Origin of the sequence: Ruegeria aquimaris (assembly GCF_025751555.1) — a bacterium.
GTDB classification, from domain to species: Bacteria; Pseudomonadota; Alphaproteobacteria; order Rhodobacterales; family Rhodobacteraceae; genus Ruegeria_B; species Ruegeria_B aquimaris.
Genome location: NZ_JAOWLB010000007.1, coordinates 1 through 12154, shown reverse-complemented (window position 1 = coordinate 12154; position 12154 = coordinate 1). Strand labels below are relative to the sequence as shown.

At 62.9% G+C, this 12154-nt stretch carries 10 protein-coding genes; 9 read left to right on the top strand and 1 reads right to left on the bottom strand.

Features of this window, described 5'->3' with window-relative positions; genetic code table 11:
• Nucleotides 1-35: 35 nt before the first annotated feature.
• Together OE747_RS11555 and OE747_RS11550 are read left to right on the top strand one after the other, a co-directional pair.
• Complete coding sequence (locus OE747_RS11555; protein WP_263828755.1) at nt 36-989, top strand: aminotransferase class IV; 954 nt, start codon at nt 36-38, stop codon at nt 987-989.
• Between the two features lie 42 nt (nt 990-1031).
• Nucleotides 1032-2096 carry a hypothetical protein gene (locus tag OE747_RS11550; protein ID WP_263828754.1) on the top strand — a complete coding sequence of 355 codons (1065 nt, stop codon included), beginning with the start codon at nt 1032-1034 and terminating at the stop codon, nt 2094-2096.
• Here OE747_RS11550 and OE747_RS11545 read toward each other — a convergent pair.
• Entirely contained in the window at nt 2069-3037 is a 969-nt protein-coding gene (locus tag OE747_RS11545; protein ID WP_263828753.1) for a GlxA family transcriptional regulator, read from the bottom strand. The two genes, OE747_RS11550 and OE747_RS11545, sit on opposite strands and share 28 nt — an antisense overlap.
• An 80-nt stretch (nt 3038-3117) precedes the next feature.
• On the opposite strand from OE747_RS11545, the gene OE747_RS11540 reads away from it, so the two are divergent.
• The 7 genes from OE747_RS11540 (at nt 3118) to OE747_RS11510 (ending at nt 12029) form a co-directional block, all read left to right on the top strand.
• Entirely contained in the window at nt 3118-4278 is a 1161-nt protein-coding gene (locus tag OE747_RS11540) for an acyl-CoA dehydrogenase family protein (protein ID WP_263390040.1), read from the top strand.
• A 49-nt stretch (nt 4279-4327) separates the two neighbouring features.
• On the top strand, nt 4328-6343 hold the full coding sequence (locus OE747_RS11535) for an acetate--CoA ligase family protein (protein WP_263828752.1): 2016 nt from the start codon (nt 4328-4330) through the stop codon (nt 6341-6343).
• A 3-nt stretch (nt 6344-6346) separates the two neighbouring features.
• Nucleotides 6347-6952 (top strand): DJ-1/PfpI family protein, encoded by a 606-nt coding sequence (locus OE747_RS11530; protein WP_263828751.1) that lies wholly within the window; start codon nt 6347-6349, stop codon nt 6950-6952.
• Entirely contained in the window at nt 6952-7737 is a 786-nt protein-coding gene (locus OE747_RS11525; RefSeq protein ID WP_263828750.1) for a carnitinyl-CoA dehydratase, read from the top strand. The genes OE747_RS11530 and OE747_RS11525 overlap by 1 nt, the downstream gene beginning before the upstream one ends.
• Nucleotides 7738-8382: 645 nt before the next feature.
• Nucleotides 8383-9189 (top strand): transporter, encoded by an 807-nt coding sequence (locus tag OE747_RS11520; protein ID WP_263828749.1) that lies wholly within the window; start codon nt 8383-8385, stop codon nt 9187-9189.
• Nucleotides 9190-9290: 101 nt separating this feature from the next.
• Nucleotides 9291-10661: a serine hydrolase domain-containing protein gene (locus OE747_RS11515; RefSeq protein WP_263828748.1), complete on the top strand. Its 1371-nt coding sequence runs from the start codon at nt 9291-9293 to the stop codon at nt 10659-10661.
• A gap of 105 nt (nt 10662-10766) precedes the next feature.
• A complete protein-coding gene (locus tag OE747_RS11510; protein WP_263828747.1) occupies nt 10767-12029 on the top strand; it encodes a serine hydrolase domain-containing protein in 1263 nt (420 codons plus the stop codon).
• Nucleotides 12030-12154 lie beyond the last annotated feature (125 nt).

Genomic DNA, 12154 nt, shown 5'->3' with positions numbered 1-12154 from the left:
CTAATCTCTGCCGCGACTAGCCAGCAGGATGACAGATGACAACCGATGCCCATGCCCCCGGCAAGACAACCCATGACGCCGAGGAAGACGCCCGCAACCGCGATATCCTGATCTATGTCGACGGCGAACTGGTCCACAAGGACGAGGCCAAGGTTTCAGTCTATGACAGCGGTTTCATGCTGGGCGACGGCATGTGGGAGGGCATGCGGCTCTATGATGGGGAATGGGCCTTTTTCGACGAACACATGGACAGGCTGTTCAACTCGTGCAAGGCGGTATCGCTGGATATCGGCAAGACACCCGAGGAAATTCGCGGGATTCTTGACCGGACGGCAGCGGCCAATGGCATGACCAGCGACGCCCATTGCCGCCTGATGATCACGCGTGGACGCAAGGCCAAACCGTTCCAGCATCCCGGCCTGTCGAAATGGGGCCCTACCATCGTTGCGATCATCGAACACTCGCGCCCGTCCGAGGATGTGCAGCGGCGCGGGGTCCGGCTTGCCTCGGTGCCGCAAGTACGCGGCTTGCCGCACAGTCAGGACCCCAAGTTCAACAGCCATTCCAAGCTGAACTGTGTGATCGCCTGCTTGCAGGCCGAGCAGGCGGGCGCGGACGAGGCGCTGATGCTGGATCCGCATGGGTTCGTGAACACGACCAATGCCTGCAACTTCTTCATTGTGCGGCGGGGTGAGGTCTGGACCTCGACCGGGGATTACTGCATGAACGGGGTGACTCGGCAAAAGGTGATCGACCTCTGCCGTGACAATGGTATCCCGGTGTTCGAGAAGAACTTCTCCCTCTACGAGGCCTATGGCGCCGACGAGGCGTTTCTGACCGGCACTTTCGGCGCCCAGACCCCGGTGGCCTCGATTGACGGCAAGCCCATCGGTACCGGCAGGGCCGGGCCGGTGATGATGCGCATCCGCTCGCTTTACAAGGAGCTGGTGGCGCGGAACCGGGCCGAACAACAGGCCCGGCGCGGGTGACAATCGGTATCCGGTCCGGGCGCGCCGCGTTATACTGACCTTATGAGACCGCAACCCGATACGTCTTTGCCTGACATCGACCCCGAAGGGCCGTTTGACAGCGACCCCGTCGCCGAAGAGGATCTGTGGTTTCTGCCCGGTCCCGAGGATGACGACGCGCAGGACCCGCTGATTCCAGCCCCGCGCGCACGGCCACGGCTGCTGTTCGATCCGGCTGATTGGCGGTCAGCACAGGCCGGATACTCCAACGAACTGGCGGATCTCGCGTTTCAGTTCGGCGCGCTGGAAGAGCGGTTGCGCGCCGGGCCTGCGGAATGGACCCACAGGCTGGCCTTGCTCGAGGTCGCCGATCTCGGCTGGTGGGCGGGTGACCGGATCAGCCCCGAACGGCTGGCGCTCTGGACCGGATTGCGTCTGAGCGCGACAGCCGATGACACCCAGGCATTGGCACGTGCCGGATGGGCGGTGCGCAGGTTGAGCGGCGGCCCCGCGCCCGATGCGGGCGGCTGGTTGGGCGGTCTGTCAGACTTTCTGGGCCGGAACGCTGTCGACGGCGAAGCCATTCCCGACACCATCGCCGATCTGGCCGAGGTGATGGAGGGCGCGGCCACCCTGCATCCGGCAACGCGGGCCGCGATGATGTTCCACAGCTGGATGGCGCTTGGTCAAGGCCGGTCGACAGCGGTCGAGGCCGTGGTTCTGGCCGCGCGCCACGGGGCCAGCATGGGGCGCGGCGCGGCCCTGTTCCTGCCATTGGCGCTGTCGGGGCCTGGCGCCTTGCGCGGCATTGGCGACCCGGAGCAGAAACTGGGCGCCTGGCTGCGCGGCTCGGCGCAAGCGGTTGTCGCGGCGCTTTTGCATCTGGAGCGGATCGCGGCCTGGCGTGCCCGGGCTGAAACCGCGACGGCTGATTTGAGCGGACGGACACCTCCGGCCCTGATCTCGGTCATGGCGGCCTGGCCGATGGTGACCGCGCCGCTGGCCGAAGCGAAGTCGGGCGCGTCGCGCGCCGCCGTGCAACGCAATCTCGATCTGTTCACCCGCCGGGGGCTGATCCGCGAGATGACCGGGCAGGACCGTTACCGGGTCTGGACAGCGGCGATCTGATCCCCGTTGCGCAACACGCGCGGGGGGTGGCCGAATTCCGCACGGAACGCCCGTGTCATGGCGCTGGCGTTCTCATAACCGCAGCGTGCGGCGATTTCGGACACCGGTTGATCGGACTCGGTGACCAGCTTGCGCGCAAGGTTCAACCGCAGCCTGCGATAGACGGCTTGCGGGGTCGCCTTGAGTTCGGCCATCATCCGGGCTTCAAGCGTCTTTTGGGTGCAGCCGGCCTGGCGCGCGATCTGTGCGATGGACAACGGCCGTTCCAGATTGTCCTGCATGGCCATCACTGCCTTGTTGACCGACCGGCGGCCGATCCCGGCAGGCGCTCCATGTGACCTGGCCGAATCCCGGGTCATGAACAGCTGGGCAACCTCCAACGACAGCAACTGCCCGTGATCCTGCCCGATCAGATGCATCACAAGGTCAAAGGCCGCCATCGCGCCCGAACAGGTGATCCGGGGCCCGTCGATGACAAACCTTTCGCGCAGCGTCTGAACCTGCGGAAAGGTCTCCGCAAAGCTCGAAAGCTCTTCCCAATGGATCGTGGCGCGGTGACCGTCCAACAGCCCTGCGCGCGCCAGCAGCCAGCTGCCAGTGTCGAGCCCCGCCAGAACCGAATAGCGCTTCGCGGCAGAGGTCAGGGCACGCAGCGTGCGCCAGCCTTCATGCCCGCGAAAGCCATAGGATGGCATGACCACCAACATGGACCCATGCCCGTGGTCCAGACGTTCGTGTGGCGAAACCTGCATGCCGGAGGAGCTGTGTACCGGCGCGCCGTCGAGGGTCAGAAAGCGCCAGGCATAAAGCGGGCGTCGAGACAAAGTGTTGGCCGCCCGCAGCGGCTCGACCGTGTTGGCCAGGCAATGGTTGGAAAACGCGTCGAACAGAAGAAAGTCGATGGTCTGGGTTTGTTGCAGAATTTTGGGTGAACTTTGCATGATCAGCATCTAAGTTGGCACGACACTATCTCGCAAGCCCGGATTTCCTGTACCCGAATTCGCATGAGGGAGCGTGCGCCATGTATTTTGGCCTGACCGAAGAACAGGAGATGATCGTCTCCACTGTCCGCAGTTTTGTGGAGAACGAGATCTATCCCCACGAAGCCGAAGTGGAGCGCACCGGGCAGGTGCCCCATGAACTTGGCGAAGAGATCAAGCGCAAGGTGATTGACCTGGGCTTTTACGCCTGCAACTTCCCCGAAGAGGTCGGCGGGGCGGGCCTCAGCCATCTTGATTTTACCCTGGTCGAGCGCGAGCTGGGGCGTGGCTCGATGGCGCTGACGCATTTCTTTGGCAGGCCGCAGAACATCCTGATGGCCTGCAATCCCGAGCAGCGCGAACGTTATCTGCTGCCCGCCGTGCGCGGTGAACGGATGGACGCGCTGGCGATGACCGAACCCGATGCGGGCTCGGATGTGCGCGGCATGAAATGCCAGGCGGTGCGCAAGGGCGGCGACTGGGTGGTGAACGGCACGAAACACTTCATCTCGGGTGCCGAACACGCGGATTTCTTCATCGTCTTCGTCGCCACCGGCGTGGACGAGACCCCGAAAGGACCCAAGAAACGGATCACCGCCTTTCTTGTTGATCGAGGCACGCCGGGCTTCACGGTGCGCAACGGCTACAACTCGGTCAGCCACAAGGGTTACAAGAACTGCATCCTCAGCTTTGACGACTGTCGTCTGTCGGACGCACAGGTACTGGGCGAGGTGGACGGCGGTTTTGCGGTGATGAACGAATGGCTCTATGCCACACGGCTGACGGTTGCGGCCTTCTGCGTCGGTCGCGCACGTCGCTGTTTTGACTATGCACTGAACTACGCCGCCGAGCGCAAGCAGTTTGGACAGGAGATCGGCAAGTTCCAGGGCGTGGGCTTCCAGATCGCCGACATGATCACAGAGATCGACGCCGCCGACTGGCTGACCCTTGCGGGGGCCTGGCGGTTGGATCAGGGACTGCCAGCCAACCGCGAGATCGCCAGCGCCAAGGTCTATGCCAGCGAGATGCTGGCGCGGGTCACCGACACCACGTTGCAGATATTCGGCGGTATGGGGTTGATGGACGATTTCCCCATCGAACGGTTCTGGCGCGATGCACGGGTCGAGCGGATCTGGGACGGGACCAGCGAAATCCAGCGCCACATCATCAGCCGAGACCTGCTGCGCCCGTTGGGGGCGTGATGCCTCCGGCGGGAGTATTTTCAGCAAAGTGAAAGGGCAGGGGACTGTCATGACCAAAGGTTTGGCGCGGTTGTTCCAGCCGCGGTCGATCGCGGTAATCGGCGGCGGCGCGTGGTGCCGTCAAGTGATCGTGCAATGTCGGCGCATGGGCTATGACGGCGCCATCTGGCCGGTGCATCCCAAAGCCGATGCGGTTGAGGGGTATCCGGCCTTTGCCCGGCTGGAGGATCTGCCGGCCGCGCCCGATGCGGCTTTTGTCGGTATCAACCGCCATGCCACGGTCGAGGCGGTATCGTTGCTCTCGGCCATGGGGGCGGGCGGTGCGGTCTGTTTCGCCAGCGGATTTTCCGAGGCTTTGGCCGAGGACGAGACCGGCGGCGATCTGCAAACCGCGCTGGTGGCGGCGGCGGGCGGCATGCCGATCCTGGGGCCAAATTGTTATGGGTTTGTCAATGCGCTCGATGGCGCACTGTTGTGGCCGGACCAGCACGGGTGCAGCAGGGTTGAGCGCGGTGTGGCGATCCTGACGCAAAGTTCGAACATCGCGATCAACCTGACCATGCAGCAGCGCGGCCTGCCCATCGCCTATGTGGTGACCTGCGGGAACATGGCGCAAACCAGCCAGGCGCAGATTGCCGCCGGTTTGCTGGATGATCCGCGTGTCACCGCGATTGGCCTGCATATTGAAGGGTTCGGTAACCTGCGCGATTGGGAGGCGCTGGCGGCCAAGGCGCACCGCAAGGGCGTGCCGCTGGTCGCGCTCAAGGTTGGTGCCTCGGAACAGGCGCAACAGGCGACGATTTCGCACACCGCCTCGCTGGCCGGCAGTGACGCGGGCGCGCAGGCACTGCTGGACCGGCTTGGCATTCCCCGGCTTGGGGCCTTGCCCGACCTGCTGGAGACGTTGAAACTCCTGCATTGCTACGGGCCTCTGTCTGGGTCCGACATTGCCTCGATCAGCTGTTCGGGTGGCGAGGCGAGCCTGATTGCCGATATGTCGGTTGGCATGGGCTTGCGTTTTCCCAAGCTGACGGCGCGGCAGAGCCAGATGTTGCGGACCGCGCTGGGGCCGATGGTGGCGCTGAACAACCCTTTGGATTACAACACCTATATCTGGCGCGACACCGATGCCATGGCTGCCGCCTGGGCGGGGATGACCGGGGACGGGATTGCGCTGACCTTCTCGATCGTTGATTACCCGGTCACCGATCCGACCGACTGGACCTGCGCGACAGGCGCGGCGTTGAAGGTGCGCGCCAAGACAGGCGCACCCTTTGCGGTGGTGGCGACCCTGCCGGAACTGATGCCCGCTGACATCGCGGCCGAGTTGATGGCAGGCGGCGTTGTCCCCTTCATGGGTCTGCGCGAGGCCTTGGCGGCGGCTGAGGCGGCAGCCGCGATTCGGGCACCACATCTCGTGCCACTTTGCTTGCCCGGGCATGGCGAAGCCGCGCGTACTCTTGGCGAAGCCGAAGCCAAGGGGGCATTGTCGGCGCATGGGTTGGTGGTGCCCCGCAGCTTCAGGGCCAGTGGGTCGAGGGAAATCGACCAGATGCTTGCGGGCCTGCCAAGCCCCTTCGCCGTCAAGGGCACCGGTCTTGCGCACAAGTCTGAACATGGGGCCGTGCGATTGGGTGTGGCCGCAGCGGATGTGGCCCGCGTCGCCGCCGAGATCGGCACGCCGGAGGTACTGATCGAGGAGATGGTGAGCGACGCTGTGGCCGAGCTGCTGATCGGGGTCATCCGCGACCCGGCGCATGGGTTCGTGTTGACACTGGGCGCGGGTGGGGTGCTCACCGAGTTGATGCAGGATACCGTGTCGCAGTTGGTACCCGCAGTGCCCGAGGATATTCGCGCGGCACTCGGTCGGTTGCGCATCGCGCCGCTCTTGGCGGGTTATCGCGGCAAGCCGGGGGCTGACATAGATGCCGTTCTGGAAGCTGTCGCGGCGGTGCAGGACTATGTTCTTGCCCATACCGATACGCTGGGCGAGGTTGAGATCAACCCGCTGCTCGCCACACCGGACCGGGCGGTGGCGGTCGATGCACTGATCCGGCAGGGGTGAGCTATGCGGAAACTGGCAGCGGTTTTCTTCGAAGGCTTTGAGATGCTCGACTATTTCGGACCGCTGGAGATGTTCGCCATGTTTCCCGACCAGATCGAGATCCTGGCGGTAGCTGAGCTTGCCGCGCCGGTGCGCGCCTCGGGCGGTCCAGCCGTGATGCCGGACCGGGTGTTCGCTGATGGCGTGGATTATGACCTGCTGCTGGTGCCCGGAGGGCGCGGCACCCGGCGCGAGGTGGACAATGCCGCCTTGATCGACTGGTTGCGCGCCGCCTCGGAAAAGGCCGAACTGGTCACCAGCGTCTGCACTGGTGCCGCGCTGCTGGCGCGCGCGGGTCTGCTGGACGGGCGGGCGGCGACCACCAACAAGCTGGCCTTTGACTGGGTCGCGTCCCAGTCGGACAAGGTGGACTGGCGCGCTTCGGCGCGCTGGGTGGCCGATGGCCGGTTTCTGACATCGTCGGGCGTGTCGGCGGGGATAGACATGAGCCTTGATGTGCTGGCGCGCCTCTTGGGACCCGAGGCGGCGGAAAAGGCCGCCAATTGGGCCGAATATGTCGCCAACCGTGACCCCGAGAACGACCCTTTTGCAAGATTGGACAGGATGTGATGAGCGATACCCCCGTGAAAACCCGCCGCGACGGCGCCATTTTTGAGGTCACGCTGGACCGGCCGAAAGCCAATGCGATCGACCTGGCCACCAGCCGGATCATGGGCGAGGTGTTCCGCGAGTTCCGCGACGACCCCGATCTGCGGGTGGCGATCATCACCGGGGGCGGAGAGAAATTCTTCTGCCCTGGCTGGGACTTAAAGGCTGCTGCCGATGGCGACGCGGTGGATGGTGATTACGGTGTCGGCGGTTTTGGCGGCTTGCAGGAACTGCGCGATATGAACAAGCCGGTGATCGCTGCGGTGAACGGCATCGCCTGTGGTGGCGGGTTGGAGCTGGCGCTGTCGGCGGATATGATTTTGGCGGCGGATCATGCGACGTTTGCACTGCCGGAAATCCGCTCGGGCACGGTGGCGGATGCGGCCAGCGTCAAGCTGCCCAAGCGTATCCCTTACCATATCGCGATGGAGCTTTTGCTGACCGGGCGCTGGTTCGATGCCGAGGAGGCGCATCGCTGGGGGCTGGTGAACGAGATTGTACCATCCGCGCAACTCCTTGATCGGGCTTGGGAATTGGCGCGGCTGCTCGCCAGTGGCCCGCCGCTGGTCTATGCCGCGATCAAGGAAATCGTGCGCGAGGCAGAGGACGCCAAGTTCCAGGACACGATGAACAGGATCACCAAAAGGCAGCTGCGCACGGTGGATGTTCTCTATTCGTCCGAGGACCAGCTGGAAGGCGCCCGCGCCTTCGCCGAGAAACGCGACCCGGTCTGGAAGGGGCGCTGAGACCCCGAATTGACCGTTTTGTACCGCCCGAAACACCCCCATTGACCGTTTTGTACAGGCGGTCAGGGGGGTGTATGGCCGTTGGGTTGGGGCCATGAATGGGCGCCAACCTTGACGGCTGCTTCTACCGACTGCGAACCGTCGGCAAGATTGGGTTAGCGAGCAAGCTGCGGGACGAAACGGGCGTTGGTTGAAGATGGGCATCCGCCGCTTGCGGCCCAAAGCGGAACTTCGTCCGCGAGGCGAGTGCCGCGTTGCAGCTTCGCCAGATCGGTCATTCGCTGCACCTGCACGACCTGGGTGGTGGTCAATGTCGCAAGAGCGGGTTAATCGCCCGACGGATTGCCCTTGGTTTTTGCCGCAATGCTACCGAAAGCGGCCCTCCGCTGGTTTTGTGGCGGCTTTTGTATCAAGTCCGGTTGGGTTGGCCGTTGGCTAATGCATCGGAAGCCACGCCGCGCACCTGGACACATGGGTAAGGGCCCGAAAGGAGGCGCGAGGGCGCAGCTGTTACTCCTTGACTTACGTCAACGTGGGATCGTGCTGCGCAGATTAGGCTTATCGATGAAAAGACTCCTGGTGGGCTGCCCAATGCGCGTGCTGCTCGCGGGCGTTTGAGAGAAGCAGCCGCTCCTGTAGAAAGGCATGCATCAGATGAACATCAAGAGCCAGATCTTCTCCGCGGTCCTTTCGGCAATTCTCGTGGCTGCAGGTGTTGTCGCAGGCGGGTCCGCGAGAGCGCGAGGTGCCGAGGAACTCGCCAAGGAGCTCGCGAACCCGATCGCGAACCTGGTCAGCGTTCCACTGCAGTTCAATTATGACCGTCTGAATGGCAATACCGAAAGGTTTCTCCTAAACGTCCAGCCGGTCATTCCTTTCGATCTTGGCGGCAACTGGAACCTGATCACCCGCACGATCGTGCCTGTTCAATCCCTCGACGGCCCCGGCATCGACCGGCAGGGTCTTGGCGATGTGGTCCAGAGTTTCTTCTTCTCGCCGAAAGCACCAACTGCCGGGGGCTGGATTTGGGGCGCGGGGCCGGTCTTCCTGTACCCGACCGGTCGGGACGGGCTTTCGGCCGACAGCTTCGCCGCAGGGCCGACCGCCGTTGCGCTGCGCCAGCAAGGGCCATGGACCTATGGCGGACTCGCGAACCACCTCTGGTCCTTGGACGATAATCCTGGCACCAAGATCAACGCGACATTCCTGCAGCCGTTTGTCTCCTATACAACGCCGGCGGGTACAAGTTTCACGCTCCAGTCAGAGTCGACATACGACTGGGAAACCGATGCTTGGTCTGTGCCAATCGCTGGAGTCGTTTCGCAGGTCGTTATGATCGGTAATCGGCCAATCTCAATCGGAGGCGGCATTCGTTATTGGGCCGAAGCGCCCACGGGCGGTCCGGAAGGCTGGGGCGCTCGCTTTTTTGTTTCCTTTCTCTTCCCCAAATAGCGTGGAGTTGATCGTGCTTGGCGCTCACGTCTATGATCGAGAGATCGTGCGACAGCTCTTTCGGAACAAATGACGCCGCACATGCAGGCAGGAGAAAAAACATGACGTACTCGAGTGTTGCCGCTGTGCTCGCAGCGTGCGTTACAATACTGTCGATGCCGCCGACAGTATCTTTGGCTCAAAGCGCTTCGCTCGAAGAGGCCCTTGGCAAGCCTGGTGCCCGCGTGACGATACCTGTCGAGGCCGCGAAGGAGCCCTTCCCAAAGGCATTCGTGAGCGAGGCGCAGAAGGCCTTCAACAGCTTCCATGCACAGATGGGCGGCGATCACACGCTCTACTACCTGCAGAACGTGAGTTCGGTCATGCGGACCGATCTCGTCGTGCCGAACGCCGAGTACAGGCCGTTCGAGTATGTCCTCGACCCGCGCATCCCGGAGATCGTCATCGAGACGGACAGCGAGGGGCCGATGGCGCTGAAGGACTACATCGTCCACCCGACCTTCCGCCATCAGGCAGTGATGATGGTGCACGAGGGCAAGGTCGTCTACGAGGCCTATCCCGGCATGCTGCCGACGCAGGTGCATCTCTGGTCCTCGGCGTCGAAGACGATCACCGGCCTTCTCGCGGCCAAGTTCGTCACCGAGGGCCGGATCGATCCCGACGCTTCGGTGACGCGCTACGTGGAGGAACTCGTCGGTACGGTCTGGGATCAGGTCAGGGTCATCGACCTGATCAACCACACGACCGGGCTCGACACCGAAGAGAACAACCAGTCGATCCTGAACCCCCAGTCGGTGTTCGTGCGCTTCCTGCTCTCCGTCTTCGGCAGCCCGGACCGGCGCGTGGAGATCGAGGACTGGCTGCAGGTCCTGCGCGAAGTTGAGCCGCTCCCGGGCGAGGCCCCGGGCGAGAAATTCCGCTATTCCTCGCTCAACACCCACGTTCTCGGCATGGTCGTCGAGGGCGTTGCCGGTATCCGTGTCTCCGACGTCATCGGGCGGGAGGTCTGGGGCAACCTGACCGCGCGGATGCCGCTGCTGGTGCATCTTGCACCCGACGGCCAGCCGCTCAATCTCGGGATCGTCTCCTCCACCCTGCAGGACATGGCCCGCTACGCTACCCTCTGGACGCCGAGTTGGCGGACCTTCTCCGACACCGAGATCGTGACGCCGGAGGTGCTCAACCTGATCCGCGCCAGCGGCGACCCCGTCGCCTTCCGAGGCGGCGCCAAGGAAGCTCAGGCGCTCGGCCTGTTCGCCGAGAGGCCCGTGAAGGGCGCCTACCAGTTCGACTTCATTTTCGAGGACGGCGCCCTCTACAAGCACGGCAACACCGGCCAGGGCATCTACATCGATCCGGAGCGGGATTTCGTTGCCGTCATGTTCTCCGCCACGCCGTATGTGCCGCCCTACGGCGAGATCAAGCTGCCCGCCTACATGCGCGCCGCCGCGAAGATGCTGGCCGGGGGGTAGGAAATGTCGTCGGTTCAAATTGCAGGAAGGCAGATATGCCCTCTGAAGTTCAGAGGCCTAATTTCGATCGCTCTCTTCCTGATCGTGGGAGTAGGTGGAACGGCGGTGGCACAGGACGCGTATCCCATTCCCGACGACCTCACGCCCGTTTCGGAATGGGCCGACGGGTTCAGCGCCGAGGATTCGAGGCGTTTCATCGAAAACTACAATGCCAAAAGCTTCGTCATCGGCGATGACATCGGCACGTATGGGTTCCTGAACCTCAGCGAGGTCCTGCCGGTCTCCAAGGTTTTCCGCTCGGACTACGTCTCGACCCTTGAGGTAGACATCGACCCTTCCATTGGCACGTTCAAGGTGGATGGCCCCCTCGGCAACCTGACGCTTGAAGAAGTGCTGGCTGACGAACGTTCGAGGATGCAGGGCATCATCGTGCTGAAGCAGGGAAAGATCGTCTACGAAAAGTATCCCGGCATGCCCCGAAACGCCAACCATGTCTGGATGTCCTCAACCAAGGTCGTAACCGGGCTGATCATGCATATGCTGGAGCAGGACGGCCTGCTGTCCCTCGAGGACGACGTGACCGACTATATCCCGGACTACAAGGGCACGGATTGGGAGGGTATCACACTGGCCGATATCCTCCATCAGCAGTCGGGAATGGACCTGGTGGAGAATGCGGCGAACATCGCCAATCCGGAGACGCCGGTCGCGCGGGCTTATGCCTTTGCATTCAGTCCAAAAGGGGCGACGCCCGATCCCTCCATCTTTGCCATAATGGGAGACGTGAAGCGCTACAGGGAACCCGGCACCCAGTTCGATTACTCCACCTTCAACACCCACATTCTGGGCGTTGTCATTGAAAAAGTCACCGGCAGCAAGTTCACCGATGTCTTCAGCGAGCGCATCTGGTCCATGGCGGGAATGGAAGGCGACGGCGAAATGGCGACAACTCCGATCGGCGAACCGCTGAACGGCGGCGTGTTTGCCGCCCGTTTGCGGGACAAGGCGCGGTTCGCGCTCCTTTTCACTCCGAGCTGGTCGACGGTGTCCGAAACCCGAGTGGTGGACGATGCCTATTTCGAGAAGGTCTACAGCTCCGGCAATTCAGCCGCCTTCTTCAATCCGGAGAGCGACATGGGCAGCCGGATGCTCAGGGACTTCGACGATGCCCCGACCCATGCATCCTACCAGTGGGACGCGGTCTTTGAGGACGGCGATCTCTACAAGTCTGGCAAAAACGGCCAGTGCATTTACATCTCTCCGAGCAATGACATGGCGGTCGTCTGGTTTTCTAACACCTACGACAATTCTCCCTGGCTGCCGATCTATGCAAGGGCAATCGTGAAGCGGGTTTCTCGTGGTCAATAGGCGTACAAGCGCCGCGCCGCGAATGCATGCCGCCACAGAAGGAATATCTTAGGCCGTGTTGACAAAAGGGATTCACAGGCAGCGCTGAACGTGATTCAAGCTGGTATCTGCGATGGAGACCAGCT

What these genes read in the sequence shown, in the direction of transcription:
- OE747_RS11555 (WP_263828755.1), top strand. Translation starts at nt 36, where the DNA reads ATGACAACCGATGCCCATGCCCCCGGCAAGACAACCCATGACGCCGAG.
- OE747_RS11550 (WP_263828754.1), top strand. Translation starts at nt 1,032, where the DNA reads ATGAGACCGCAACCCGATACGTCTTTGCCTGACATCGACCCCGAAGGG.
- OE747_RS11545 (WP_263828753.1), bottom strand. Translation starts at nt 3,037, where the DNA reads ATGCAAAGTTCACCCAAAATTCTGCAACAAACCCAGACCATCGACTTT.
- OE747_RS11540 (WP_263390040.1), top strand. Translation starts at nt 3,118, where the DNA reads ATGTATTTTGGCCTGACCGAAGAACAGGAGATGATCGTCTCCACTGTC.
- OE747_RS11535 (WP_263828752.1), top strand. Translation starts at nt 4,328, where the DNA reads ATGACCAAAGGTTTGGCGCGGTTGTTCCAGCCGCGGTCGATCGCGGTA.
- OE747_RS11530 (WP_263828751.1), top strand. Translation starts at nt 6,347, where the DNA reads ATGCGGAAACTGGCAGCGGTTTTCTTCGAAGGCTTTGAGATGCTCGAC.
- OE747_RS11525 (WP_263828750.1), top strand. Translation starts at nt 6,952, where the DNA reads ATGAGCGATACCCCCGTGAAAACCCGCCGCGACGGCGCCATTTTTGAG.
- OE747_RS11520 (WP_263828749.1), top strand. Translation starts at nt 8,383, where the DNA reads ATGCATCAGATGAACATCAAGAGCCAGATCTTCTCCGCGGTCCTTTCG.
- OE747_RS11515 (WP_263828748.1), top strand. Translation starts at nt 9,291, where the DNA reads ATGACGTACTCGAGTGTTGCCGCTGTGCTCGCAGCGTGCGTTACAATA.